Annotated in this window: 27 protein-coding genes; 5 read left to right on the top strand and 22 right to left on the bottom strand. The window is 36.6% G+C overall.

Annotation, left to right across the window (positions count from 1 at the left end):
* Window positions 1-204: 204 nt before the first annotated feature.
* A complete protein-coding gene (locus tag AC1RP4_RS01520; RefSeq protein ID WP_481760896.1) occupies window positions 205-798 on the bottom strand; it encodes a DUF1700 domain-containing protein in 594 nt (197 codons plus the stop codon).
* 2 nt (window positions 799-800) lie between these two features.
* Window positions 801-1,106: a PadR family transcriptional regulator gene (locus AC1RP4_RS01515; RefSeq protein WP_409021630.1), complete on the bottom strand. Its 306-nt coding sequence runs from the start codon at window positions 1,104-1,106 to the stop codon at window positions 801-803.
* Window positions 1,107-1,650: 544 nt separating this feature from the next.
* Here AC1RP4_RS01515 and AC1RP4_RS01510 point away from each other — a divergent pair.
* Window positions 1,651-1,935: a hypothetical protein gene (locus tag AC1RP4_RS01510; RefSeq protein WP_481760897.1), complete on the top strand. Its 285-nt coding sequence runs from the start codon at window positions 1,651-1,653 to the stop codon at window positions 1,933-1,935.
* Between the two features lie 75 nt (window positions 1,936-2,010).
* On the opposite strand, the gene AC1RP4_RS01505 is transcribed toward AC1RP4_RS01510, so the two are convergent.
* The 3 genes from AC1RP4_RS01505 to AC1RP4_RS01495 all read right to left on the bottom strand — a co-directional run bounded on the left by AC1RP4_RS01505 (window position 2,011) and on the right by AC1RP4_RS01495 (window position 5,156).
* Window positions 2,011-3,153 carry a low temperature requirement protein A gene (locus AC1RP4_RS01505; protein ID WP_481760898.1) on the bottom strand — a complete coding sequence of 381 codons (1,143 nt, stop codon included), beginning with the start codon at window positions 3,151-3,153 and terminating at the stop codon, window positions 2,011-2,013.
* Between the two features lie 233 nt (window positions 3,154-3,386).
* The gene (locus AC1RP4_RS01500; RefSeq protein ID WP_481760899.1) at window positions 3,387-3,677 is read right to left on the bottom strand and encodes a hypothetical protein; all 291 of its coding nucleotides are present in this window, start codon (window positions 3,675-3,677) and stop codon (window positions 3,387-3,389) included.
* Window positions 3,678-3,836: 159 nt separating this feature from the next.
* Window positions 3,837-5,156, bottom strand: a complete 1,320-nt coding sequence (locus AC1RP4_RS01495) for a replication-associated recombination protein A (RefSeq protein ID WP_481760900.1) — start codon at window positions 5,154-5,156, stop codon at window positions 3,837-3,839.
* A 94-nt stretch (window positions 5,157-5,250) separates the two neighbouring features.
* On the opposite strand from AC1RP4_RS01495, the gene AC1RP4_RS01490 reads away from it, so the two are divergent.
* The gene (locus AC1RP4_RS01490) at window positions 5,251-6,069 is read left to right on the top strand and encodes a MerR family transcriptional regulator (RefSeq protein ID WP_481760901.1); all 819 of its coding nucleotides are present in this window, start codon (window positions 5,251-5,253) and stop codon (window positions 6,067-6,069) included.
* Between the two features lie 134 nt (window positions 6,070-6,203).
* On the opposite strand, the gene AC1RP4_RS01485 is transcribed toward AC1RP4_RS01490, so the two are convergent.
* From AC1RP4_RS01485 to AC1RP4_RS01410, 16 genes are all read right to left on the bottom strand, one after another.
* A complete protein-coding gene (locus AC1RP4_RS01485; RefSeq protein WP_481760902.1) occupies window positions 6,204-7,154 on the bottom strand; it encodes a zinc-binding dehydrogenase in 951 nt (316 codons plus the stop codon).
* A 198-nt stretch (window positions 7,155-7,352) separates the two neighbouring features.
* Window positions 7,353-7,703, bottom strand: coding sequence for a YisL family protein (locus AC1RP4_RS01480; protein WP_409021639.1), 351 nt, complete (start codon window positions 7,701-7,703; stop codon window positions 7,353-7,355).
* 210 nt (window positions 7,704-7,913) lie between these two features.
* Window positions 7,914-9,140, bottom strand: coding sequence for a tyrosine-type recombinase/integrase (locus AC1RP4_RS01475; protein ID WP_481760903.1), 1,227 nt, complete (start codon window positions 9,138-9,140; stop codon window positions 7,914-7,916).
* Window positions 9,127-9,339 (bottom strand): DUF3173 domain-containing protein, encoded by a 213-nt coding sequence (locus AC1RP4_RS01470; protein ID WP_003599276.1) that lies wholly within the window; start codon window positions 9,337-9,339, stop codon window positions 9,127-9,129. The genes AC1RP4_RS01475 and AC1RP4_RS01470 overlap by 14 nt, the downstream gene beginning before the upstream one ends.
* Window positions 9,340-10,212 (bottom strand): rolling circle replication-associated protein, encoded by an 873-nt coding sequence (locus AC1RP4_RS01465; RefSeq protein ID WP_481760904.1) that lies wholly within the window; start codon window positions 10,210-10,212, stop codon window positions 9,340-9,342. It abuts the gene before it with no gap.
* A 25-nt stretch (window positions 10,213-10,237) separates the two neighbouring features.
* Complete coding sequence (locus AC1RP4_RS01460; RefSeq protein ID WP_481760905.1) at window positions 10,238-11,713, bottom strand: FtsK/SpoIIIE domain-containing protein; 1,476 nt, start codon at window positions 11,711-11,713, stop codon at window positions 10,238-10,240.
* A complete protein-coding gene (locus tag AC1RP4_RS01455; RefSeq protein WP_481760906.1) occupies window positions 11,685-11,879 on the bottom strand; it encodes a hypothetical protein in 195 nt (64 codons plus the stop codon). Before AC1RP4_RS01455 ends, AC1RP4_RS01460 begins: the two co-directional genes overlap by 29 nt.
* An 8-nt stretch (window positions 11,880-11,887) precedes the next feature.
* Window positions 11,888-12,277 carry a hypothetical protein gene (locus AC1RP4_RS01450; RefSeq protein WP_481760907.1) on the bottom strand — a complete coding sequence of 130 codons (390 nt, stop codon included), beginning with the start codon at window positions 12,275-12,277 and terminating at the stop codon, window positions 11,888-11,890.
* Window positions 12,278-12,488: 211 nt separating this feature from the next.
* Window positions 12,489-13,271, bottom strand: a complete 783-nt coding sequence (locus tag AC1RP4_RS01445; RefSeq protein ID WP_481760908.1) for a hypothetical protein — start codon at window positions 13,269-13,271, stop codon at window positions 12,489-12,491.
* Between the two features lie 15 nt (window positions 13,272-13,286).
* On the bottom strand, window positions 13,287-14,378 hold the full coding sequence (locus AC1RP4_RS01440) for a GmrSD restriction endonuclease domain-containing protein (protein ID WP_003588255.1): 1,092 nt from the start codon (window positions 14,376-14,378) through the stop codon (window positions 13,287-13,289).
* Window positions 14,368-15,330, bottom strand: coding sequence for an adenine-specific methyltransferase EcoRI family protein (locus tag AC1RP4_RS01435; RefSeq protein ID WP_481760909.1), 963 nt, complete (start codon window positions 15,328-15,330; stop codon window positions 14,368-14,370). Before AC1RP4_RS01435 ends, AC1RP4_RS01440 begins: the two co-directional genes overlap by 11 nt.
* A gap of 17 nt (window positions 15,331-15,347) precedes the next feature.
* Window positions 15,348-16,259: an abortive infection family protein gene (locus AC1RP4_RS01430; protein WP_481760910.1), complete on the bottom strand. Its 912-nt coding sequence runs from the start codon at window positions 16,257-16,259 to the stop codon at window positions 15,348-15,350.
* Between the two features lie 297 nt (window positions 16,260-16,556).
* Entirely contained in the window at window positions 16,557-18,098 is a 1,542-nt protein-coding gene (guaA, locus tag AC1RP4_RS01425) for a glutamine-hydrolyzing GMP synthase (RefSeq protein WP_481761138.1), read from the bottom strand.
* Window positions 18,099-18,231: 133 nt separating this feature from the next.
* The gene (coaA, locus tag AC1RP4_RS01420; RefSeq protein WP_481760911.1) at window positions 18,232-19,152 is read right to left on the bottom strand and encodes a type I pantothenate kinase; all 921 of its coding nucleotides are present in this window, start codon (window positions 19,150-19,152) and stop codon (window positions 18,232-18,234) included.
* Window positions 19,153-19,214: 62 nt separating this feature from the next.
* Window positions 19,215-21,506 (bottom strand): RNA polymerase recycling motor HelD, encoded by a 2,292-nt coding sequence (gene helD, locus AC1RP4_RS01415; protein ID WP_481760912.1) that lies wholly within the window; start codon window positions 21,504-21,506, stop codon window positions 19,215-19,217.
* A gap of 87 nt (window positions 21,507-21,593) precedes the next feature.
* Entirely contained in the window at window positions 21,594-21,737 is a 144-nt protein-coding gene (locus tag AC1RP4_RS01410; RefSeq protein WP_481760913.1) for a hypothetical protein, read from the bottom strand.
* Window positions 21,738-21,915: 178 nt separating this feature from the next.
* Between AC1RP4_RS01410 and AC1RP4_RS01405 the strand changes: the two genes are divergently transcribed.
* Window positions 21,916-22,575 (top strand): VTT domain-containing protein, encoded by a 660-nt coding sequence (locus AC1RP4_RS01405; protein ID WP_481760914.1) that lies wholly within the window; start codon window positions 21,916-21,918, stop codon window positions 22,573-22,575.
* Window positions 22,576-22,646: 71 nt separating this feature from the next.
* Window positions 22,647-23,309: a histidine phosphatase family protein gene (locus AC1RP4_RS01400; RefSeq protein ID WP_481760915.1), complete on the top strand. Its 663-nt coding sequence runs from the start codon at window positions 22,647-22,649 to the stop codon at window positions 23,307-23,309.
* Window positions 23,310-23,355: 46 nt separating this feature from the next.
* Here the strand turns inward: AC1RP4_RS01400 and AC1RP4_RS01395 are convergent, their stop codons facing one another.
* Window positions 23,356-24,087: a deoxynucleoside kinase gene (locus AC1RP4_RS01395; protein ID WP_481760916.1), complete on the bottom strand. Its 732-nt coding sequence runs from the start codon at window positions 24,085-24,087 to the stop codon at window positions 23,356-23,358.
* Window positions 24,088-24,355: 268 nt separating this feature from the next.
* Between AC1RP4_RS01395 and AC1RP4_RS01390 the strand changes: the two genes are divergently transcribed.
* Window positions 24,356-25,039: a histidine phosphatase family protein gene (locus AC1RP4_RS01390; protein ID WP_481760917.1), complete on the top strand. Its 684-nt coding sequence runs from the start codon at window positions 24,356-24,358 to the stop codon at window positions 25,037-25,039.
* Window positions 25,040-25,062 lie beyond the last annotated feature (23 nt).

The following is a 25,062-nucleotide window of genomic DNA, read 5'->3' as shown; positions in this document are numbered from 1 at the left end:
CCGTAATTCTAACTTACCACATTTATTAAATCAGACGTGGTCATTTAGAAATAAAACGTTCGGAACCAACTATGTTCACCCTCATATTTAAATACTGACAAATCAAAACCTGATAATGCGTAACTAGTAAACATGACTATAGCGCCAAACCAGATCAGAAATAAACTAATTTTCAACCAATTACGTCTTATATATTCAATCATTTTAAGCGACCTCCTTCAATTGTCTTCTGAATAAACGAATTAACCAGCGTGTCAGACTAATCGAATATTTAATTAAATATTTCGTTGAATACCAGGTCATTGCGATGAATAAAATACCAACACCTACAATTACAAAACTTACCCCAAATTGCATCAATCCAACGTTAAAACCTTGATTAAACATATCAAATGGCGATAGTCCTAAACTAATCACGCCACTGATAATAAATGAGGTAGCGATTACGCCTGCAATCATTGGTACTAACCATATTAAAAAATAAACTGTGGCAATTAGAATAGCAGCCGTCAGCAATAGCGGTCCCCATACAGGTGCTCCTAGGATAAGTAAAATGACAATCAAAACGATTATTGGTGTCGATAACTTTTTTTGTATTTTTGGTCGGTCATTTTGAATCAAACGTATCGCAATTTGACTTGGATTTTCTAAACTTAGAATAATATCTGTCACAGATTCGCCCGCTTCTAAACGGTCATCAATCATCTCGTCATAATAATCAAGTGTATTATCAATGTCTGCCGCTTGATAATGTTTAAGTTCTTCTTCTAGCTCTACAATAAATTTTCTCTTACTCATCGTTACACTCCCTTTATGTAATCGTAAACGTTTATTACCTGTTGCCAATCATCTAAAAATTCTTGAATATCTACTAATCCCGCCTCAGTTATGTGATAATATTTTCGCAATCGACCATTGTGTTCAACACTGTAACTCTCAATAGCGCCTTGTTTTTCTAGTCGTTTCAAAATGGGATAAAGAGTTGAATCTGAAAGTTCAATCACGCTTGAGGTGTCTTTAATAATTTGGTAACCATAAGAATCTGATGTCCTCAGCGTCGCTAACACGCAAAATTCTAATAACCCTTTTTTCATCTGTATATTCATCAACTCACTCCTTTCAAAATCAATACTATACGTTACATAGTATAATGTCAAACGATATATTATTTTATCCAAAAAAATCGACAATGTCAGTAAGACAACATTGTCGATTAAGTGGATTATTAATAATAGCTTTACTCTGTAGAACTGCCAAAAAGTTCATTGTAAGGCTATTTATTTTTTGCTTTAAAGTATTGTACAATTGGTCTCAATAAGAATATGCCTAACAGATAAATCCTAACATCATAAAAAATCGAACTGACTAAACTATCTTTAATAAAGAATGACAAGATTATTAAACATAAAGATAGGCTACCAAGAACAGAAAGGGTTTCATTCATATAATCTTTATATTTTTTCATTTTCATATCCTAACTAAAGCTATTATTTTTTTCAAATTGATAATAACACCTCGTTTTATCTTTGTCTATTTTAAACGATCTTATCAATTTAACCAGTAAGAAGACAGATAAGATTACATCAAATTAATTTTGTAGTATATTAAAATAAATATTAATTCATATCATTATGAAGGGTGGTCCTATCAATGAAAAAAATATTTAAAACTGATAACAATCAAGTGAAGTGGCTAATGAGAATCGGTATCGCACTCTGTATATTGGGCCCATGGATTGCCTTTTTAAATGGAATTGTCGGCTTATCTTTAGCTGGTTTAGGACTTTCTGCTGTTACAGATTCTATTCTCAACTTACCCTTCTTTCAGAAAAATTTTTTTTACTGCTTATTATCAATCCTTTTAATGCTATTGGTTGCTATCATCATTCTCATTTATATCCTTCTAATCATACTGCTACTAAATATACAATTTTAATCATAAACACTGTAAAAATGATTCTTCAATTAAAAAACTAGCTGATAAACCCAAATTAGGTTTATCAGCTAGTTTTCAGTTTTTAATGTCATAACTTTGATTCTGTTTCGTTCGTTTAATCATATAGTGTACATACATTGCAGAGTTCGCAATGGTCACTAATACCGTTATACTCACAATTTCTGGAAAATTGTTAAATATTAAGCTTAATATTACACCCACTATAGTTGTCGTTGTAAAGAATCCAATGACCACATTACCCAATCGTAAGTATTTTTTATTATACGGACTGGTTAAGAATAACCCTAAATAAAATAACGATATACCTAAATATAGACATAGTACTGAAAAGTTTTTAGGTATTTCGATTTCACTAATAAAACCTAACGAAATAGTGACTAAACTTAAGCCAAACAAGACAAAGTAATGAATATAAATTAATCGAATACCTGTTTCACCCGAACGATTTTCATCAATATAATGATCCATTTGAGTAATATAGGTCATAAAAAGTGCACCGATAATCATGAATATTAAAATTGAATAAAAATTAAATGTTTTAACGGTGAAATACGAGGCAATACCGAGAATACTTTCTCCAAATGTAATAATTGTTAATAGTGTTAGACGCTCTAATATATGTGGAAAATTAAGTGGGTGGAGTTTCAAAACTGAACCACCAAGAGCTGGTAATATCCAACTCACTGCAATACCCAGCAAGAATACCGCAATGCCTATGTTTAGTGGCAAAAAGGAGCCAATAAATACGAGTAATGTTCTTGTTGCAACAATCAACATCATTAGTTTAGCAATTTTTTTATCATCCTTTTTAGCAGCTGTCAGGTATACCGTGCCATATTGAACAACTAATACTGTGGATAATAGCCCTGTTGCAATTGCAAATGGTTGGAACCAATTATGGATATCCCCCTCAAAAGCATTGGACATATAAAGTAAAATTGCCATATCAATCATAAAAAGAATAATATCAGTCATCGAGTTTTTTCTATATCGATTAATAAAAACACTCTTAATCATCCATGTGTTAATAAAAACGACCATTACCACTGAAAAGATAATAAATGCACTAATCATACTTGATGTGCTTACTTGAAAATGATGAAGTAAATCCGTAGCTTGTGAAATTGCGTATGCAAAGACTAAATCATAAAATAATTCAGGTAATTCAACTTTCTTTTTTCTGACTTGTTCTACCATTTTAATTCCCTCGTTTTTTTAAAATTAATGAGTTAGATTACTCTACAAATCGTTTAAATACTACTAAAGACATTTTATTATAGCACCTTTTTCCAATTTATCTGAACTATATGAATAGCTAAATAAAAGAACCATCTGGATAAGCACTTTTAGAGAAGCAACTATCTAGATGGCCCTTTATTAATTTTGTAGATACAATTAATAAACGATTATATTTTAAAAGAATCTCTTAATTAATAAGAATCTTTGCCGTTCCTATAAATATCATTACCATCATAGATCTTATCGTTCACTTTAAAATGATTATCCACTTTAATGACAATGTCATTCCCAATCCAATAATTTTTTGGCGTCAATTTTAAAAATCCAAGTTTATTCTTTGCTCCCGATTTGAAACTTTCCATCTCACTTTTATTTATCTCACTCCGTACATACTTAGTCACGCCATCTTGAAATTTAATCACTAAAAATAAATTTGGTAACATGCCGACTTCGTTTATGCTAGGTATCCCATTGTTAGCCATTAGTATGCCTCCTCTTTACTAATCGTTTTTCTCGTATCCACTTTCGTTGTAAGACGCTTAAGTAATACATTCAACCTATATAAAAAAACAAAGTACTGATTACTCAGTACTTTGTCTACGTCTGAAGTATTCTCATCTCAAAAATACTTTCTATTTATTCTATCCATTTATTTGGTGCCATGCTTTTATTTGGGCTAAACGCTCTTTAAAACGTCGTTCCTTACCTTCGCTGGTTGGTTTATAATATCGATGTCCTGCTACGGAAGGTGGCATGGTACTCATAGTCGTTAACTTATCTTTGGCATAATGAGCTAATTCGTACCCTTTACCGTACCCTAGATCTTTCATTAATTTGGTAGGCGCATTACGTATTTGTAATGGTACGGGATCATTGGCCGTGGTTTTAACATCTTTAGCTGCAGCTAATCTTGCCTTATAAACGGCATTTGATTTAGGTGCCAGAGACAAGTAGGTTACTGCTTCCACTAAGTGAACATCACATTCAGGCATACCAATGAATTGGCATGCCTGAAAAACATTAATTGTCACATTGAGTGCATTCGTATCTGCTAACCCGATATCTTCACTTGCAAATCGAACAAGTCGCCGTGCTATATATATCGGGTCTTCTCCGCCTTCTAGCATTCGGGACAGCCAATAAATAGCAGCATCGACATCACTATTACGCATCGATTTGTGCAAAGCTGAAATTATATTATAGTGTTCTTCCCCATTTTTATCATAACGGACAAATCTTTTATTAATCAATTGGCTTAAATTATCCATCGTCACCGTAACGATATTATCAGCTTTTTCACCATTCAGAACTGCCATTTCCAAGGTATTTAATGCCATTCTGGCATCACCATCTGCAAAATTAGCAATCGCTTGAATTTCATCAGAACTAATGTGGATTGTTTGTTCTTCAAATCCGTCCGGGTTGCTGAGCGCGTTTTCGATTAATACAACAATATCTGCCTGTTTAAGCGCATGCAGTACAAATACTTTACACCGGGATAATAACGCTGAATTCACTTCAAAAGACGGATTTTCAGTTGTAGCACCGATTAAAGTAATACTACCTCTTTCAACATAAGGCAAAAATGCATCTTGTTGTGCTTTATTAAAGCGATGTATTTCATCGACGAAAACAATGGTTTTTTGACCAATTTCACAATCTAACTCCGCTTGTTTCATAATTTTTTTTATCTTACTAATACTACTATCAACTGCACTAAAGCTTAAAAAATTAGATTCAGTTTTACTTGCTATAATTTCGGCTAAAGTTGTTTTACCAACACCAGGTGGACCCCAAAAAATCATTGAAGGAACTTGATCACTTTCAATAATTTCTCGTAATATTTTGTTAGGGCCAAGTAGATTCTGTTGACCAACAAATTCTTCTAATTTTCGTGGTCGAACTCGACTGGCTAATGGTGAATTTTGAGGTTGATTAGAGAAAAGAGATTCCTGTTTCATTGATCAAACCACCTTTCTTTTAAGTCTGAATTTTTTCATGTTATACTTAATCATACACTGTACCGTTACGTTACAGACAATAAAGGAGCCTTATATGTTAAAAATAAGTGAGATGGCCAAATTAGCTAACACAACTCGCCGTACATTAATCTTTTATGACCAAGAAAATATTTTTAAACCTGCCCAAAAAAACGAATCTGGTTATCGTTATTATGATTATGACCAATTATACGATTTGCTATTTATACTTGGTTTACGTAGTTTAGATATTTCAGTAGCTGATATCAAGGAAATTAAAATCCATTCAAAAGGCGTACCAACACCTCAATTACTGAATGCTCAAGGTAAAATTGATAAAAAGATTGACGAATTAGTTAAAATTAAAAATGTTATCAACAAAAAAATTGAAGAACAATCTGTTACTAAGGACACTACCCTATATCAGCCCAAGATAGAAAACCGAATGAAAACAATTTTTTGGTGTTCTCGTCAATCCGTAGGTTGTACTGAGGAAGAAGTCGCTCAATTATTTTCAGAATTCTATAAACAATTAGACGCATTAGCTGTTATGGATACAACACAATCTGGATTTTTTACAACATTGGCTGTTGATAATCCAATCGGTTACGCTGAAGCGTCTTTTAGAGTTATCAAAGAAAAACTTACAGATGATCATGACGTTTTTATCCCAATCATGGAAAAACATGCAGGTAATTACGCATGTATTTTAGTGGAAAACAATGAAGCTGGTATCCATCAAGGATTAACTAAACTAAAATCATTCTGTCAAAAAAATAAGTTAAAAACCGCAGACTATTTATGGCAGCTTAATTCTGGCGACACCCTTATTAAAACTGGTTCCTCAAAATACGGCTGGCTTGAGTTTGCCATTTTGAATGAAAAGATTGAATAGACAAGAAAAAAAATTAGGCAACCTTCCTCCGGTTTAATACCGAAGACAAGTTACCTAAAGATGTGAAGTGAACCCAAATATTGGAAACTTAGAAACTACTTTTTTAGATTAGTTAAATAATTCAATCTGACACTCTAGTCGTTAGTAACAATAACCTGTCCGATTGGACGGTCTTTTTCCATCAAATAGCGATGAGCGTCTTGAATATCATCTAGTTTAAAAACTTTAGAAATCGGAAAGTGAAACTGTTTTTCATTAATAATATTAAACAACTCATTAACCATAGAACTATCAACATTAGATGAATCAAAAACTGTCGCGTACTTATTCGCCAAGTTGATGAACGGGTCAAAGTCTTTCCATAACCATTCCCCACTCAATTGACCAACTAACGTGTAAAACCCTCCTGTTTTAAGATGTGCTAAGGAATCCTCTACAGTTGTAGTACCTACCACGTCAATTATCACATCAAATTTGTTACTTGTTTCAATATGATTATCTTGATCTAATATGACTTCATTAGCTCCTAAAGTATATAGCAACTCTTTACGGTTGTTTTGCCTTGTTGTACTAGATACAGAAAGTCCAAATCCCTTTCCTAACAATAACGCAGCCATTCCAACTCCAGTAGTTCCACCACGAATTAATAAAGATTGACCTTCCTTAAATCGTGTTGCTTTTAAAGCCCCAAAAGCAGTATAGAAAGTTTCAGGATAACTGGCTAACTCTATCCAAGTTCCATTGAATGTTACAGGATAAATGATATTATCAGGAACTAAAGCATATTCTTGATAACTACCATCAAATTCACGCCCAAGGCCACCCATAAAAATTACGACCTTTTGTCCTTTTTCTAAGTTACTTTCCTGTGAAGGCTCATAGACCTCACCAACAGCTTCAACACCTATTACTCTCGGAAATTTAACTGAAGGTGATCCACCTTCTCTAGTTAGCACCTCATAACGGTGTACTGGAAAAGCATGAATCTTTATAACTGTTTTATTTTGAGTTGGATTTGGAATTGAGCGTTCGACAATTTCCAGTACTTCTGGGCCACCTGATTTTTTTACAACAACTGATTTCATAATAATTAACCCCCATTAAGTATTTTTTATACATTTACAATATACATAAATATATACTATCTTGTTACGTCACAGTCAAGTTAGAGTGCTCAGCAAATAGAATTATATCGATTAAATGCATTTTATTTAAATTGTTTAAAATAAAAACACCGCATAATACTTAGATTTTCGCCTAAATATTATGTAGTATTTTATTGTCTAAATAAAAGGTCTTCCACCTGCGAGCATTAATCCTAAAACACCCACACATAGGCAACAGATGCCTACCGCGTAGATGATACTTTTATTTAATTGCTTTTTATTTTTTCGTGCAAAGGTCATTTCAGTTAGTCCAATAAATATTAAGGCAACAACTAATTTAATGGCCGTTAAAATTGGATTTCCTTGCCATGCGTACCCTAGCAACATAATACCACTAGCAATTGAAATCAAATATCCCAGTCTCGTAATCATTTGATAAATTTTTGTATTAGTATTTGTAAAAATTGTGAGCGCCACTAGAACCGCTATCACAACCCAAGTAATCAAATGTATCCATAACCAAATCATAGTTAATCTCCTTTTATATCAATCTTACTGTTAGCTTATCATTATCCATCATTAAATCAAGGATTCAAAATTATTTAAACGATTGTGATTACTTTCATGCAAAAAAAATAATCCTTATACTAAAGGATTATCATTTTTAAGCTTATTCCCATTCAATTATAACGGTCGATTACAATCGTTGTTACAACGGCATTTATGCCAGTTTATTATTCATTGGCGGAGCTGCGGCGGAGCAACAGTCTGATTACCATTAAACTTCACCTTAGATTCCTTTGGTGCTGCATAGGTTATATGACCTGACATCATCTGTGCTAGTTCCTTATCTGCACCAACATACATGTGCGCATAGTGCCTTAACGTAATTTCCGGGGATGAGTGCCCCAGCCGTTTAGACAGAACAAGCACTGATACATTGAACTCATTAATCAAGTAACTAGCATGACTATGCCGAAGTCCTTTCCCTTGTATCGGGTGAACATTGGCCAACTTGGCGTACCGATGGATTATCCGCATGAGCGTTGATTTCAGCATCGGGCTTCCGTCATAGCTAAAGACAAAATCATCCTGCTTACCAAAACCATTCTGAGTTTGACGTTTTTTCCAAACACGGAGCACCTTCAAAGTATCCCGATCTATGGAGATAGTTCTCAAACCGCTATCAGTTTTAGTGTAGTCATGCCGTTCCCAATTTTGTTTGGTCTTGATTACCAGCATGTGAGTAACGCGTAATTGTGCATGCGTGAAGTCCACGTCCGCCCATTGTAGCGCCATCCCCTCATTAACACGAACACCCGTCATAAAGTAAACATACAGCATGACAAAGTTCAGGTGTTCGTAGTAGTCGCTAGTACAAATCTGGTTTAGTACAGCTTGAAACTCACTCTTAGTCCAATACGGCACCGTAGCACGTCCCTTAGGTATCGCCTTAACACGCTTTGACACATTACTAGGTAAGTAATTCATCTCAACCGCAAAATCCAGCGATTTACGAAACATACCAAAGACCAAACTTGCATAGCTCTGTGAGTAACCAGCATCTGTAAGCAGCCAGTTCCTAAAGCCCTGAACCTGCCTAACATCTAGCTTTCGTAATTCTATATCTCCAAATTTTTGTACGAAGACGTTTAATGAAGTCTTACGCGTTTCAAACGTTTCTTTTTGTACGCTAGCTTGGTATGCAGGAATATACGATTTTCGCATGTACACGCCATAGGTTAACGCATAGACGGTATGGCCGCTCTCGCGATCAAATTCTGCTTTCAGTCGTACAACTTCCCTGTGCGCAGCAGTCGCTGACTTGAACAACTGGCCATCCGCGTCTTTTTGACTCTTTTTCCGGATTCTTTTTCCGGTACTTTCATCCACCCCCAACTGTATATCATAGTAGTAGCGGCCATTTTGGCCACTGTATACACCAGCGAACTTAGTCTTTGGCATCGTCTGCATCCTTTCGAATGGATGCTCCAATAATTGCCTCAACCGCTGCAACCGGTACCCGACCTAGGCGCCGATTGGTATAAAACTCATATCCTTGTTGTACCATGCTCCGCTTTGCTTGTCTAATTAATTCAGCAGCAGTATTCTCACGATAACCAAGCGATATCAGGTCTTTCTTCGTAACCGTGTTGTTTTCCATTCAAGGGCCTCCTCCATTCCCAAAATCGACCGTATTTTTTAGTTTCCAGACGGTCTTTATATCGTTGTCCTGCGCTAACTTGCCATCGCTCGTAATATCAATCTGGTAAATTGCTACATCTGTTTCCAGCGCACTATCTGGGCTGTCCAAGTGCCCAACAACAAAATTCGGTCTAAAAATTGCGAAATAACTTTCATCTAGATCCCAGTAATCCACAGTCGGCTGCTTTAGTCCATGGCTCACAAAGTACCGTGGTTGATGATATGCGTGCGGTATTTGTAGAAGTTCTTTAGTTATATATTTGGTAATATAGTTAGCTGCCTTACGCTTGTCGGCAATATGGCTTACCGTACTAAAACCCTTTTCCCAGCTATCTGCATTGTATATCTGCAATCCCTTTTTCTTAATTAGCCGCTGACTCTTGGGGTAACGTGCAGGCGTTAAAGGTGGGGCAAGTCCGCCAGTAACGCCATGAAAATGAATTCTACCCGATGAAGGATGAAGTTCAGGAATAAATAGGTAGTCAAACCTACCGAACTTTTCGCGCTGATACTTCAACCAAGCACGCAGCCGCCTTCGTGCATACTCATAGTTCTTTGCATTCACCTTCGAGTCATCAAACGTAAGCGTCCAAAACAAATTGAACGAATTTGCCTCTAGATAGTATTTCACCTTTCTCTTAATCCTAAATGCCTGCTGCACGAGTTGGGTTTCATCACTATATGACACATTTATAGGCATATTCGACTCTGGATTTTTCAATAATTTTGGAGATTTGTGAACCCTTGGCACGCCATATTTCACAATTTCGATATGATCTTCAAATGTAATAACTTTGGCGTTGTACTCATACTCACCGCTATTCTTGCTCATTTTTTCAGCTTATCTTGCCTGTATGTCAAGTAACAGGCAAGTCCTCGCTGGCAGTCGCAGCTTGTGGCGTTCCGCCACCGCCACGCCTACCAGCAAGCATTGTAAGTGTTGCTTTAAACGGCAGTTTATCTTCATCATATTTTGGCGGTAAAAATGCTTTTGGCCCATCCCAATTCAAACCATCCAGCCAAATGACACCACCAAATTCTTTTGCATCAATTAACGGTAAATCATGGTGACTCTCTCCAAACACCTCCTGAGCTTGCTGAGGCGACGTTCTACCTAAGCTGATCCGCATCCCTAGCGAACTCCTGGCCTCTGTTGGGAGCGCAGACGCAGGCATCATTTGCCCCGCTACAATAACCGAGATAGAACTCTGCCGTCCCTTTGTAATCAAGGACAACAGTTTGGCGTTGAATTGGGGATATAGTTTGTCGGCTGTTTTCCTCTGCTGATCCTCAGCCTTCATGTTTGCAACCAGCGACAGTAGCTCATCGACAACAAGGAGAATCGTACCCTGATGAAATTTTTCGCAATGCGTAATATCCCGCTCATCATCGGGATCTGCATTTAGCTCCTTGTATCGCTGATCCATGATTTTGCACAATTCGTCAACGAGCTGAATTGCCTCTTCCGTATTCATGGCAACCTTACCAATACGCTTCATCGACTGACCCAAGAACGCTGCCTTACCATCGATCGTATACACGACATTATCGGGATTATTTACCAAGAAGGATATAATCAGGCCCTTTAGCAAACTAGTTTTCCCCGTTCCTGTTGGACCGACTATCAACCCCATCGGCTGTTTAGATGTTAGCGACATTCTGCCAGTCAATTGAATATTGATCTTTTCGCTTGTCTGCAACGCGTCCAAACGGTTGATTGTAATTCGCTCATCCTTATTGTGAGTTAGGTTAATTTCGATAATGCCGTTTCCAGACTTCTTATCACGAATTTCCCAGTAAGCTGTCGTCTCCTTGGTGAGGAATGCAACCAGGCGGCGTCCAATATCCGCTTCGAAATCCGAGCTGACACGGCCACCCGTTAGTAGCGTGATCTTAACTTCATCATTCGAGACCACATATCCCCATCTTACGTATGCGACATGGCCAGTCACGCCTTGCTTAATCAAATTAACGTTTTCCGAAAATTGCCAAAGCAAACGTTCCATCTTCCAACGTTCAACTGGCGAATATCTACTGTGGAGATATCTCCAAGCCCCAGCAAGAGACACAACTACTCCAAGTAGTCCAAGCATCAGGATAATTGGCCATAGATCTAATTCCGATTTTTGGCCAATTATTTTAGCCCACGTCCACTTAGCGCAGCTCCAGAGAATGATTAGCACTGTAACACATGCCCAGACCTTAAACAATAATCTTGACCGTACCTGCTTGCGTTGATCAACCTCATCAATGGATTCATAGATGCTCAGCTTCGCAGTATGCGTAGAGACTGGCAAAAATCTGCTAATTGTTTCCCTTGCGTTTTTTATCATTCAAGAACTCCTCTTCAAAGTCTCCTACTTGCTGGCCGGTAAAAATTCTGTACGCAGCTGCAATCAAAGACTCAATTCTTTTAACATCGAATGCGTCACGGTTCGTGAGACAATATTGAGCTTCATTCAAGTACGCCCAAACAGATAGCTTCTTTTTTTCACTCATACCTACGCCTACTTCCCATCGCTAATATTCATAACAAGCTTCACGTCACGCCAGCCACTAGTACGCCCCGCGCTCCACTTAAGCATTACCTTGGCGTCTTTCAATTCAATCTCTGTGCCCAAAAGTTCTGCCTCAGAAATTTCCAGCAGATCCTTCTCATCCCCAACAAGTTCCAGTGCATACGTCTTTAAGTCCTCTACCCCGTCGCCAGATTTCTCCAATGTTTTGGCAAGTTCAGCATCTACTATGTGGCATACTACCTTTGCGACCGATCCGTTGATTGGATCACCGTTATCTGCGTAGCGCGGACTTTTTGATACCGATACCACGCGAGCTGCTTTTGGCTTCTCAACGTTGCTAATTTCAACTTCTGAAAGTTTGACCTTGGCTAGTTTCATGCATTTCTCCTTTTCTGGATAAACATCCAACACAGTTTTAATAGACTAACTTTTATCAAAGGCCTTTGATTGACTACATCTTATCTTCAATTACGCCCAATATATATATCAGGCTTCGCCAATGTCTTGACACCCGAAAAACCGGGTATTGACGTATCGGAAAAGATGTGTATCAAAAAAGGCGAAGTTTTTAAAACTTCGCCCTAAGTGACTATTTTGATATTTGTTGGAGAAACCGATTCATTATCAGCGGTGTTACCCGATAATCAACAAATCTTTTTAATGGTTCACCAAGTTGCTTAAGTTCGAGAACCTCACCTAACCCTTCTCTCGAGACACCGCCAGAATCAATCTTATCTATTAGTGGGATTCCTGCGGCAATGCTTTCGTTATCAGCACTACTTTCGAAGTCAATTACTGTCGCTATTTTCGTTTCTTGATTCCGAACTCTTGTGAATTTGTCCCACTCATTCAGCAAGTCGCTTTTTATTCCTTCATATATTTGTTGAATCGTATTGTTCGGAATCCTAAGAGGCTGTGTCTGCTTTATATCATTAATAAGGCTACCTAGTCGGTTATTTTGGAATTGCGCTTCATTACACACTGACTCAAATACATTAGGCAGATAGTTTCTAATTTCATAATTAGACCCCCAAATGCACTCATACACATCCTTAAAATTCAAGGTATCTACAAATCGTAGATAGTACTTGGAAGAAGGCACTAGATAAGGATTCTGACGCGTATCCAATCGGGGAATAGGTGCGGTTATGGAGTCAACCATCGAATAACTTACTTCGTGTTGGTAACTTGGAGCCTCATTATACTCTTTTGCATTCTTGAACCCAGCAGTTTGATATTTGGATACGCCCTGCTCCTTCATACGCCGCTTGAGTCTTTCTGAAAACACCCTGTAGATAAACCAGACCGTATCTCCATATTCGCCGAATGCTTTTTCCCTCGCGGCTACAGTGCTCATATCTATTCGTACCATATTAGCTCCTTGGCATTATACTCCGGATTTTTTTCGATTGTCGTCTTTGCACAGCATTTGCAAATTGGAGAGTACTGTATGCCCACCTTGAGACCAAGGAGTAATATGATCGCCCTCCATCTCGTCGTACTCAAAATGCTTGCCGCATACCGGACAGATTCCATTCTGTTTTGCGTATGCTGCTCGCTTGTCCTTAGGCTTAAATGCCCGAATTGATAATACGCGCTCTGGCCCGCCAAGCACGTACTCAAATATCCCCTTCTGCTTGGTAACATCCTCGTCCTCTATCAGCTCGCTAACTCTAGCTTCGAGCGTAGCCGGATTATACGTATTCTCATGATAAGTATCGTATAGAAACCCCCATTCAATCCCCTTCATCAGCTTACGATAGTTAGGAAAAATAGAGGTTGTCCAATTAATTACGTTTTGAAAGTATAGCCACAGTTCGATTGCCGTTTCATCGTGCTGGTGCTGCGCCATGTACTCCTCAAGCTCAATATCCTGTTTCGACGAGATCCACTTGAGTGTGGTTTCCAAAAAGTCTTGTCGAATAGCAGAACCATTTAAATAGTCGCCGCCAATCTGATATGCGGGACACTGTGATTTCGAAAAGTACTTCTTGGCATCTGTCAACCATGGCCCCGTATAGATTGCATTTCTAAGTTCTTGTGCAGTAAGCTGTTCCCCAACAGTATTGATCACTTTGAACCAATCCAATTTTTCTCGATCTGTACCAGTACAAATATAAACCGTCAGAGGATAGTCCAATATTTGCTGCTGTTCTTCCTGTGTGAGCGTGTGAAAGTACTGGAAATTGATGGAGTAATCACCCTGTACAAATTGACATATTGAGATTGTTCGCTGCTGTCCATCTAAAATTTCATAGTGTCCATCTTCTGCAACAACCCAATACATAACATTCAGTGGGAACCCCTTGCGGACGGTATTAATAACTTCATCACGTTGCTTAGGTTTGTAGACGAATTCACGCTGAAAGGCCGGACGAATATTTAATTTTCCGTCATATCCATATACACCATCTTCATCGGAATCTACATATCCGTTTACGATTTGGCTTACTGGAATATCCTTTTTCTCAATTTGCATGCGTTTGGCCTCCCTTGTTGCGAATTAACACTCTCTTGTACATTGATTTAACGGTGCCATCTTTTTTAGTCAACAAAAGCCCTGAACTTTTTACATCAACAATTTCAAACTGATCTGGATTGTACCGCGTCATGTAAGTAATTGGCACACCAATGACACCAAAGTAGTCACAAGGAATATCCGCAACACGGGATACCTCAATGGCATCATAGTTATCATATTTTGGATATATCTCTGGAGAATAGTTCTTGAAGATTGTCAGCTTTTCGTGACGTTGTGTCGTATCTAAGTTGGTATACCAGCAAATGTTTCCCATTCTCCGCCATTTTTGTCCATTTTCATCAATCTTGAAATCCGTTTTCTTCGCCTCATAGCTTTCAGGTACCTTAAACCAAAAGTGTCCAGAATTGTACCCTAGCCAAATTTCGTTGGCCATAATTAAAGGCAGTACCTCTTTATAGGTAATTGCGTTGAGATTACCAATCACTAGGAATGTTTTGTGAAAAGCTCTTAACTGTGCGATGTAATCAGTAAATAGACTGAAAGGGGGATTGGTTACGACAATATCGGCTTCTTTAAGTAACTGAATTGCTTCCGGACTTCGAAAATCGCCATCTCCAGTTAGTGGTGTTTCAACGTAATCCGGTAAAAATGCAAGTTGTCCAATCTTGTCATCTTGTCTAATTATTTCCAATTTATAACTGGGTTTGTCGGATTCATAGTGCGTAGATATTAGTTTTTTTAGGCCTAACATGTAAAAGTTAATCTGAAAGTATTTCCAGAAATTACTGATGGCTGGATCATCACAATTACAAAACACAACCTTATCCTTGAAATACTCACGATAATGGCGTAGCTCGTTTTCAATCATTGAAATATTAGTATAAAACTCATCTGTTTTTCCAGCACGTGATACATGAAGGTTACTGTTTGTTTGCTTTTTCACGTTCATTACTCCAATTTATTATTTTATCTCTGTACATGTCTGTCATTGACTCTGAGATAGTAGGTAGCCAGACTAACAGACGTATTGAGTAGTAGTTCCGCCTCTGCTGCCTGAATTTTTACTCGTTCATTGCTAGCATGTGCATCGCCATCTTTATTGCGCATTTCTGCGATTAAATCGGTGATTCCATTTAAGTGACTAATCATTTTCGTAATACGTGGATTCCACTCCCGAGAAGGTCTCATTCCCAATGTTTTAACCACCAAATTACGATATTGACCAATATCGCCATTACGCTTACACTTTACGTCGTTATCGGACAATATTTGAAGAAACACCTCTTCGATAAGTGTTCTAGCCTTTGTAACTACGCTGTCAAAATCATTATCCTGCAAGTCATCTTGTCCCTGCGCCAACAACTCTGAAATGTATCCTGAATTGATCCTCTTGATCGGCACGAGGACTTTTACATTCTCATCTGCTGCGATAATTTCCCACGAATTACCACTAGATACGAGTTTTAAGTTGCTGTAGAGAAGAATGGCGTTTATCTCTCTGATTACGCGCTGCTTAATTGCGTCTGCTACAATCAGGATGTCCTTAGATTCATCACCAGTAAGGCCTTCCAGAATAAAGTTATCAATTTCCTTCAGTTGCGAAAACTGACTTCCAGAAAGATACTCATTAATCACCGGTCGCAACTGTGCTGGTGAAAATAGAAACGATAATAAAGAAGCCGTTCGATCATTTGCATGAGTTGCACTGATTATCGAACTCATTCGGCGTAATCTGTTTGAACCTTCTGGATTTGGAGAACCAAATCTGGATCCCAGAGCGTCAAGATCTGCATTTGTTCGGTAAGTTATCCACGGTCGGTCAATCAAGAAAGTTGTAATATCTGTGTTTTCCAGTAATTCAAAATTTTCTGACTCCAATGCCTTTCCCCCCACAGTATTAATAACTTATTTAATTATATATCCTAAGCCCATAAATACCAAGCACTCTACTGTGTATTCTCGCAAGTTCATTTTTCCGCCAGACTAAAAAAGGCCACCAGAACCAAGTAAGTTCTAGCAGTCTTAAATGAGTTTTCGATTGATTGTCCACCATAATTAGGCGGAGTTTCGGCGGAGCACCATATTTTTTTGGCGGAGTTGGCGGAGTTTGAGCTGCCTTGAGCAAATCCAAAATGCCTCTGTATCACTCTTTCTAGCTCAAATTGGCCTACATCGCTATTCCCATTCGATTGTTGAAGGCGGCTTGCTCGTAATATCATACACGATGCGGTTAACATGTGCGACTTCGTTTACAATACGGACTGAGATTTTTTGTAAGACATCCCAAGGGATTCTAGCAAAATCAGCAGTCATACCATCAATTGAAGTAACACCACGGATACCAACTGTGTAGTCATAAGTACGTCCATCGCCCATCACACCAACACTTCTAATGCCCGGTAAGACAGTAAAGTATTGCCAGATTTCACGATCAAGACCAGCATTTTTAATTTCTTCACGTAAAATTAAATCACTATCTCTAACGATTGTTAATTTTTCTTCAGTAATTTCACCAAGAACACGAATTCCAAGACCAGGGCCTGGGAATGGTTGACGCCATACTAATTCTTCACTCATACCCATTTTTTCGCCAAGTTCACGAACTTCATCTTTGAATAATGTTCGCAATGGTTCGATTAAGCTAAATTGCATATCATCAGGAAGGCCACCAACATTATGATGAGATTTAATTGTTTGGGCAGTATCTGTCCCAGATTCAATCACATCAGTGTAAAGTGTTCCTTGAGCCAAGAAGTCAATTCCTTTTAACTTAGTAGCTTCATCATCAAAGACACGGATGAATTCATTACCAATTGTTTTACGTTTCGTTTCAGGATCAGAAATTCCTTCTAATTTACCTAAGAAACGTTCTTGAGCATCAACTTTAATGATATTCAAGCCAAATTTACCGCCAAGCATTTCCATAACTTGATCAGCTTCATTTTTACGAAGTAAACCATGATCAACGAAAATACTTGTTAGTTGGTTACCAATTGCTTTGTGCAATAAAACACCAACAACTGAAGAATCAACCCCACCTGATAAACCAAGAAGGACTTTTTTATCACCAACAGTTTCGCGGATTTTAGCAATTTGTAAATCAATAAAATCAGCCATTGACCAGTTACTTTCAGCTTCACAAACATCAAATGCGAAACGACGTAAAATGTCATCCCCAAATTCAGTGTTGCGAACTTCAGTATGGAATTGAAGGCCATAGAATTTCTTATCAAGATTTTGCATTGCAGAAATAGGACAGTTAACAGAAGTTGCAACTGATGTAAAACCATCAGGAACTTCTGTTACTAAGTCACCATGACTCATCCAAACTGTTTGTTCAGCTGGTAATCCTTTGAATAAAGTTCCTTCTGGATTAGTAACCTCAATTTCAGCCTTACCATATTCTTTGTTATCTGCACTTTCAACTTTACCACCTGGCATTGTATATGCCATTAGTTGCATACCGTAACAGATACCTAAGATAGGAATACCTAATTCAAAGATTTCAGGATCTACTCTGAGTGCATCTTCATCATAAACACTATTTGGGCCACCAGAAAAAATGATACCTTTAGGGGCAATCTCTTTTATTTCGGCTGCACTAATCTTGTGTGATAACAATTCAGAATAAATTCCGAATTCACGTACACGACGAGTAATTAATTGATTATATTGACTACCAAAATCAAGAACGATAATTTTGTCGAAATCTTGCATGCTAACGTTGGCCAAAAATAGTCACCTCTTCATATTTTTTAGTTTCTTATTACGTCTATTCTACTGATTGAAACCCACTTGGTCAATCGTTTGATTTAATTTTCATGAAAATCTGTGAAAATATCTCTATTTTCTAATATTTGCGTAAATAAACGGTATTAATTCGATGCTCATCTGTCTTCTCTAAAATAAGATCAGCACGATTTCTGGTTGGTAAAATGAACTCTTGTAAGTTCTTTAAATTCACGGTTTTCCAGACATTACGTGCCAACTTAAATGCTTCATCGTGGTTACCAATCGCATAATCATAATAGTAATTTCCAGGTTTCTGAAAAGAGGTGTTCAAAAGAACACCAAAACGTTCCAAATACCATTTTTCAATTAAGTCAGCATCAGCATCAACATAAATTGAATAATCAAAGAAATCACTAACATACAATTGTTGGTTACTTGGTAATTGTAAAACATTAATCCCTTCAACAATCAAAATATCTGGTTGATTAATTGTTTGTACCATTCCAGGTACAATATCATAACTATCATGTGAATATACTGGTGCTTCAGTTTTCAGACCACTTTTCACGTCGTTTAAAAATAGAATTAGTTTTTCCATGTCATAACTTTCTGGAAAACCTTTACGGTCCAAGATATTCTGGTGAATTAGTGTTTCATTAGGATATAAAAAGCCATCCGTTGTAATTGCTTGAACCTTTTTTGTTGGGTATAACGCTGTGAGTAATAATTGCAACAAACGTGCCGTTGTACTTTTACCCACTGCAACACTACCCGTAATTCCAATCACAAAAGGCCATTTTTGATCTTTAATTCCTAGAAAATCTGCTTTTTTTGATTGCAAATCTTGCTTACCCAACAATGTCATATTTAATAAATGAACCAATGGCATGTAAATTTCCTGCACATCTTGAACTGATATCTTATCATTAACAGATTGAATTTCATTCAATTTTTGTTGTGACAAATCAATCTGTTTCGTTTTATAAAAGCCACGCCATTCATCCCTTGGAATTTTATAATAATTCATTTGTTTATCCATTTTAACAATCCTCTAATAAAAATGACCTATCAGTTTCCGCAATAGGTCATTTCTTCCATAGCTTATTTTAAACTATATAAACTTTTTGAAACATGGTCAAATAATGGTGATAATTCTTTTTCAGCATAAACAGTTAGTCGATGCATTGCTCTTGAACAAATCGTATAAACTAATTGACGCTCGTCTTCTTCATGATAGTTAATCTTTGAAGCGCCCCACATAACAACCGCATCAAATTCCAAACCTTTAGCTAGGAAAGCTGGCACAATAATCGTTCCATCGGCCAAACGTTGATTTTCCGTTTTAATCAATGTAACTGGCACGCCCTCGGCTTGTAATTGTTCATACAATTCTGTACATTCAGCTAATGATTTAGCGATGATTGCCGTTGTTAGATGATCATCCACATTTTGTTGTACTTGTTTTTCTAAATCGTGAACTAATTTATCAGAATTATTATCCACAGTCATTGTGGGTAAGTCACCTTGTCGGTTAAATGACGTCACTGATTCACCATTTATCAACACTTCTTTTGTGAAATCTGTGATTTGTTGTGTTGAACGATATGATTTCGTCAATTGCACGACTTTGGTTTTATCAGCTGGGAATAAATGTCCCAATTCTGATAGTAAACTCTTACTATTTTCTTTTGTGAAAATAGCCTGGTTTAAATCACCAAGCAGTGTAAACTTAGCTCTTGGGAACCCTTCCTTCAAGAAAGCTAATTGAAATGCCGTGTAGTCTTGAATTTCATCAATAAAGACGTAACGGACATCTGTTTCACCATGCTTACCCGTCATACGATCAAATAAGTATAAGTATGGCGTAACGTCATGCATCGATATTTGACGATTTTTTAAACGTGACACAACTTCAGCCACATCTGCTTGCCATTCTTCTACAGTAACATTATAGTCACTCAAATTAAGATACTTAGGCACATTGTGTAAAAAGTTCACATATTGTGAACTGATATTTAAGAATCGATTGCGCACAATTGCTCTGTGCACACTTGTAAATTGGCGCATAACTAAAGTACGCGTTAAGAAACGCATTTCTTTATCACCGCTTGCAAATTCGCGGTCTTGGTCTCCATACAAATCATTCAATTGTTCTTTAGACATATCTTGAATTGCTTTTTCAACCCATTCTAACTTAGCCTCAGCTTCAATTCGACGATTCAATAATTTAACTAATGATTCACGTGTTGCTTCTAATCTTGTCCGTAAATGATAATTTTCATTATATTTATAGTAGATACCTTTTATTTTATCTTTTGAAATAAAGACTTCATTATTGAATTTAATATCTCTGAACTTCATGTCTGCTTGTTCCAAATGTTCTGAATAAGCAGTTGAGGCATTAAAGAATGCCAAACTATTTTTCAGAACTTGAATACGTTTTTTAGCAGGCGCATTGTCTTCTTCAAAGCGTTCTTGTAACGTTTCAACTTGCATATTTGGTAAACGTCTTGATGCATATTGGAAATAAGTCATTTGAACCATATTTTGTTCACCAAGTTCTGGCAACACTTGATCAATATAATCATTAAATAATTGATTAGGTGAGAATAAAACAACTTGACTAGCTGTTAAATTACCGCGGTAACGGTACAGCAAGTAAGCCACACGTTGTAATACAGCTGAGGTTTTACCCGAACCAGCTGCACCTTGAACAAATAATAATTCAGCTTTTACATCTCGAATAATTTGATTTTGTTCCTTCTGAATCGTCGTTACGATACTCTTCATCTTTGTATCAGCAGAATCATTCAAGACGTCTAATAACATCTGATCACCAACAGCTTCATCAGTATCAAATATCGTTTCAATTTGGCCATCTTCAATTACGAATTGACGTTTCAATGAAACATCTACTGTTTGATCACCATCAGGAGTTTGGTAAGTGACATCACCTAGTCCGCCATCGTAATAAACACTCGATATGGGTGCACGCCAATCATAAACCATAAAGTGTTCAGGTCGATCAGCAAAAGAGCCCAAGCCAATATAGATTGTTTCTTTTTTATTAGTTCCTTCTTGAATGTTTAAACGTGCAAAATAAGGTTTCTTTTCTAATTTCTTTAAAATGTCTAAACGAGAAGTTGCGTTTTTCCAACTCGTTTCACGTTCAGCTAATAACTGTTGTTGCTGACGAACAGACATTGCTGTATCAATCATTCCAGTGTATGTTGTCGTATTGATATGAACATCACTTGTAAATTCGCCATTAATCGATCGTGCTTCACTTTCAGCGTACTTTATTTCATTTTGACGTTTAACTTCAGCATCTTTTATTTTAACAATAACATCATCAAGATGTGCTTGTTCTTCGATTTTAATTTCATCAGCCATTTCTCAATACCCCACTTTACATGATTTTATTAGGCCTAATAGTGTATCATTTTTTTATAATCAACTCAAATAGGCAACTAATTGAACTTATTTCTTATTTGGTAGGAATTGGTCAACTACGATTCCAACAGCTAATCCAATTAATGTTGCGACAGCAATTTTACTTATCACAATCCCAATAATTAGACCAATTAAAGTTGTCATTCCTGCAATTAAAGTGTGTCTAGTCATATTGACCTCCAAAAATTTAATATATCTAGTATACCAGTATCGAAACCTGTTTAACACTGGTGACCTCTTATAGTGAGACAAATCTTAATAAAAGCTAAATATCAGTTAAAATAATAGCCTTTTTTTTAATTTCAGTTTAATATAATGAGTAAGACTAAAACGATTGGAGGGCCTGACAATGTTCGAACAAGCTTGGTTTTTCTTCACCCATTTCGAAAATTATTTAGGACCTCTTTTCCAGACTTTAGGTAACTGGAGTTACTTAATTCTTTTTGTACTTATCTTTGCCGAAACAGGTCTTGTTGTTTTTCCTTTTCTACCTGGTGAGTCGCTACTCTTTTTCACTAGTTCCATTGCCGCCTACTCAACAGATACCATTGATATTCGGGTATTAGTCCCAATATTCTTTTTTGCCGCACTCTCTGGAGATGCCGTGAATTTTGAAATTGGTCGACATTTAAATAAATTACCTTTCTTTAAAAAAAGAATCCCCCCTGAAAAGATGGAAATCGCCAAAAGTTTTTTCAAAAAACATGGTGCAAAAACAGTCGTATTTGGACGCTTTATCCCATTAATTAGAACTTTTGTGCCACTTATTTCTGGTACTATTCAAATGAATTACAGACATTTTAGTATTTTCAACTTAATTGGCGTCTCACTTTGGGTAGCCATTGGAAGTGGCGTCGGTTACTACTTCGGCGCAATTCCATTTGTTAAGGATCATTTTTCTATTATTTTCCTTTCAATTGCCGGGATAGCATTACTTCCAGTGGTCTTAGCTGGGTTAGTACAACTTACGAAATTTTTACTTAGAAAAAAACTTGATGCTAAATTCTAGGATAAGCTTTTTAGAATAATCGTTTTCTTTAGCGTATAATGGGGCTATCACATAAACTTCAGGAGGTTCTCATGCCATTTACAGTCTATCTCGTTCGCCATGGTCAAACCATTTTCAATAAATATAATCGGATGCAAGGTTGGTCCGATTCACCACTTACAGAAAAAGGCATTAACGACGGCCACACTACTGGAAAAAAATTATCACAAATTCAGTTTGCTAATGCATACAGTAGTGATACAACCCGCGCAAATCGTACAGCTAACTACATTTTATCTGAAAATGAAAACTCTTCAGATTTAATTGTTACAACATCTGAGTTTCTTAGAGAGCAAGGCTATGGTTACTATGAAGGTGCCGATTCTTCTCAAGCTTGGTTTGTTGTTGGTAAGCCACATGGCGCTGCTAATTTCACTGAGATTTTGCAAAAATTTTCAATTGAAGAGGCACGTGACTTCTTCAAAGAAATCGATCCTTTCCATGATGCTGAAGACGATGCCGATTTTTGGGCACGTCGTAATAAAGGTTTTGATTTATTGCGTAAAGATGCTAAAGATGGCGATAACGTTTTAGTTGTCAGTCATGGGACAACAATCAGAAGTATCGTTTCTCATTTTGCACCCGAAATTGATATTACAATGAGCCCTAAAAACGGTAGTGTAACTAAGTTAATCGTTGATGACAATTCAGTTAAAGTTGAATATTTCAATCATCACGATGATGATAAAATCTAAATAAAAAAGGAGTAACCAATTTTTAAAATTGGTTACTCCTTTTAGTTTAAATTGATTTACGTTGTGTCTTGTAATCGATAACTTCTTTTTCAGATAAATTACCTAATTCTTGTAATTTATCTTCAATAATATTTAAAACAATATTACGATCAGCTTCATTTTCAACAAAATCGTATTTATCGCCATCAATAACTAAAAATTCAGAAACGTCATATTCTTTTTCCCAATCTTCATAATAGCGAAGTAATGTTTTATAGTATTCAACCAATGAGTGGTCAGTTTCAATTTGTTCATAATCACGGCCACGTTTTTGAATACGATTAACCATTGTTTCATAAGAAACTTTAATCATAACCATCAAATCGGGTGATTTTTTATGTGCAGCATAAGGTAACTCTTCAAGCATATTTTCTAATAAATCTTGATAGATGTTATATTCAACAGTTGTGGCATTACCCATTTCTGTATTCATCTTCATAAAAATAGCATCTTCATAAATTGAACGATCAAGAACATTATTATCTTCTTGCATTGCTGCTTTAATCATTCTGAAACGACGATTCAAAAAGAAAGTTTGTAATAAGTAAGCGTAGGGATTTGTTGCTTCCTTATCCCCTGCTTCACGTTTTTTTGCAGCGATTTCGTTACCTTTGTAAAATAAAGGTAATACCGGGTTATCTGTAACAGGTTCGTAAAAAGCCTCTACCCCAAGTTCTTCAGATAAAATTTTTGTCATACTAGATTTTCCTGAACCAATAATACCAGCCAACGTAATCAAAATAATAAACACTCCTTCTTGAATAGTTAATACAATTTATGCAGTTAAAACAATTAGATTTAGACTTGTAATTAATATCTCATTCGGTATCATCTTACTAGTAGTCATAAATAATCTCATATTTTAATTCTCCGTTTATTTAGTATACATTGGATTAAATAAAATAAAAGTCTTTTCTTTTTCTAAAATTAATGCATTAAGTGAGACTATTCATCAAAAACCAGACAGCTCTAAGTACCTTTTTTATTTACAAATTAAATATTTATTTATGAAAGGATTTCATATGTCATTTACCGTTTATATGGTTCGTCATGGCCAAACTTTTTTTAACTCTTTCCAGAGAATGCAAGGCTGGTGTGACTCTCCACTTACAGATAAGGGAATCAACGATGCCACCCATTCAGGAAAACTTTTACGCGATAAATCATTTAATGCCATTTATCGAAGTGACACAATGCGTACAAAAAAAACACTAAGCCATATTTTAAGTGAAACGAATGTTGAAGAAAATGCACAGTTAACACCAATTGAAACAGCACTTTTTAGAGAAGAATATTATGGCTCATTTGAAGGCCAAGATACTGCAGCTGTTATGCAAACAGTTGGTACACCTTTTAATTGTCAAACCTTCAATGATATTCTTGAAAAATATTCCATCGAAGACTCACGTGATTTCATAAAAAGTGCTGACCCTTTTAATTTAGCTGAAAATGACCAAGAATTTTGGAATCGCTATGATCATGCTTTTGATTTTTTACGCACTAACCAAAATAATAATGACAACGTTCTATTAGTTGGTCACGGGACAGCAATTAGAAGTATCGTTTCACGATACGCACCTAATATTGATATATCATCTAGTCCTAAAAATGGTAGCGTCACTAAATTAATCGTTCATCACGATACAATTGAAGTTAGCTATTATGGTAATTTTGGCGAACAACCCATCTAAATAAAGAGAGGTGAATACTCAGT

It is taken from the genome of Dellaglioa sp. CoH-56-MRSF-10, from assembly GCF_056782175.1.
Note: the sequence above shows the minus strand (reverse complement) of the source record. Positions and strands in the feature narration are given on the sequence as shown.

Excerpts from the sequence above, each read along its gene's own strand:
- AC1RP4_RS01460 (WP_481760905.1), bottom strand. The coding sequence starts at position 11,713 with ATGATAAAAAACGCAAGGGAAACAATTAGCAGATTTTTGCCAGTCTCT.
- AC1RP4_RS01500 (WP_481760899.1), bottom strand. The coding sequence starts at position 3,677 with ATGGCTAACAATGGGATACCTAGCATAAACGAAGTCGGCATGTTACCA.
- AC1RP4_RS01440 (WP_003588255.1), bottom strand. The coding sequence starts at position 14,378 with ATGCAAATTGAGAAAAAGGATATTCCAGTAAGCCAAATCGTAAACGGA.
- AC1RP4_RS01520 (WP_481760896.1), bottom strand. The coding sequence starts at position 798 with ATGAGTAAGAGAAAATTTATTGTAGAGCTAGAAGAAGAACTTAAACAT.
- AC1RP4_RS01455 (WP_481760906.1), bottom strand. The coding sequence starts at position 11,879 with ATGAGTGAAAAAAAGAAGCTATCTGTTTGGGCGTACTTGAATGAAGCT.
- AC1RP4_RS01465 (WP_481760904.1), bottom strand. The coding sequence starts at position 10,212 with ATGAGCAAGAATAGCGGTGAGTATGAGTACAACGCCAAAGTTATTACA.
- AC1RP4_RS01410 (WP_481760913.1), bottom strand. The coding sequence starts at position 21,737 with ATGACTAGACACACTTTAATTGCAGGAATGACAACTTTAATTGGTCTA.
- AC1RP4_RS01505 (WP_481760898.1), bottom strand. The coding sequence starts at position 3,153 with ATGGTAGAACAAGTCAGAAAAAAGAAAGTTGAATTACCTGAATTATTT.
- AC1RP4_RS01400 (WP_481760915.1), top strand. The coding sequence starts at position 22,647 with ATGCCATTTACAGTCTATCTCGTTCGCCATGGTCAAACCATTTTCAAT.
- helD (WP_481760912.1), bottom strand. The coding sequence starts at position 21,506 with ATGGCTGATGAAATTAAAATCGAAGAACAAGCACATCTTGATGATGTT.
- AC1RP4_RS01390 (WP_481760917.1), top strand. The coding sequence starts at position 24,356 with ATGAAAGGATTTCATATGTCATTTACCGTTTATATGGTTCGTCATGGC.
- AC1RP4_RS01490 (WP_481760901.1), top strand. The coding sequence starts at position 5,251 with ATGTTAAAAATAAGTGAGATGGCCAAATTAGCTAACACAACTCGCCGT.
- AC1RP4_RS01515 (WP_409021630.1), bottom strand. The coding sequence starts at position 1,106 with ATGAATATACAGATGAAAAAAGGGTTATTAGAATTTTGCGTGTTAGCG.
- AC1RP4_RS01450 (WP_481760907.1), bottom strand. The coding sequence starts at position 12,277 with ATGAAACTAGCCAAGGTCAAACTTTCAGAAGTTGAAATTAGCAACGTT.
- AC1RP4_RS01495 (WP_481760900.1), bottom strand. The coding sequence starts at position 5,156 with ATGAAACAGGAATCTCTTTTCTCTAATCAACCTCAAAATTCACCATTA.
- AC1RP4_RS01470 (WP_003599276.1), bottom strand. The coding sequence starts at position 9,339 with ATGGAAAACAACACGGTTACGAAGAAAGACCTGATATCGCTTGGTTAT.
- AC1RP4_RS01445 (WP_481760908.1), bottom strand. The coding sequence starts at position 13,271 with ATGGTACGAATAGATATGAGCACTGTAGCCGCGAGGGAAAAAGCATTC.
- AC1RP4_RS01475 (WP_481760903.1), bottom strand. The coding sequence starts at position 9,140 with ATGCCAAAGACTAAGTTCGCTGGTGTATACAGTGGCCAAAATGGCCGC.
- guaA (WP_481761138.1), bottom strand. The coding sequence starts at position 18,098 with ATGCAAGATTTCGACAAAATTATCGTTCTTGATTTTGGTAGTCAATAT.
- AC1RP4_RS01405 (WP_481760914.1), top strand. The coding sequence starts at position 21,916 with ATGTTCGAACAAGCTTGGTTTTTCTTCACCCATTTCGAAAATTATTTA.
- AC1RP4_RS01510 (WP_481760897.1), top strand. The coding sequence starts at position 1,651 with ATGAAAAAAATATTTAAAACTGATAACAATCAAGTGAAGTGGCTAATG.
- coaA (WP_481760911.1), bottom strand. The coding sequence starts at position 19,152 with ATGGATAAACAAATGAATTATTATAAAATTCCAAGGGATGAATGGCGT.
- AC1RP4_RS01480 (WP_409021639.1), bottom strand. The coding sequence starts at position 7,703 with ATGATTTGGTTATGGATACATTTGATTACTTGGGTTGTGATAGCGGTT.
- AC1RP4_RS01485 (WP_481760902.1), bottom strand. The coding sequence starts at position 7,154 with ATGAAATCAGTTGTTGTAAAAAAATCAGGTGGCCCAGAAGTACTGGAA.
- AC1RP4_RS01435 (WP_481760909.1), bottom strand. The coding sequence starts at position 15,330 with ATGAACGTGAAAAAGCAAACAAACAGTAACCTTCATGTATCACGTGCT.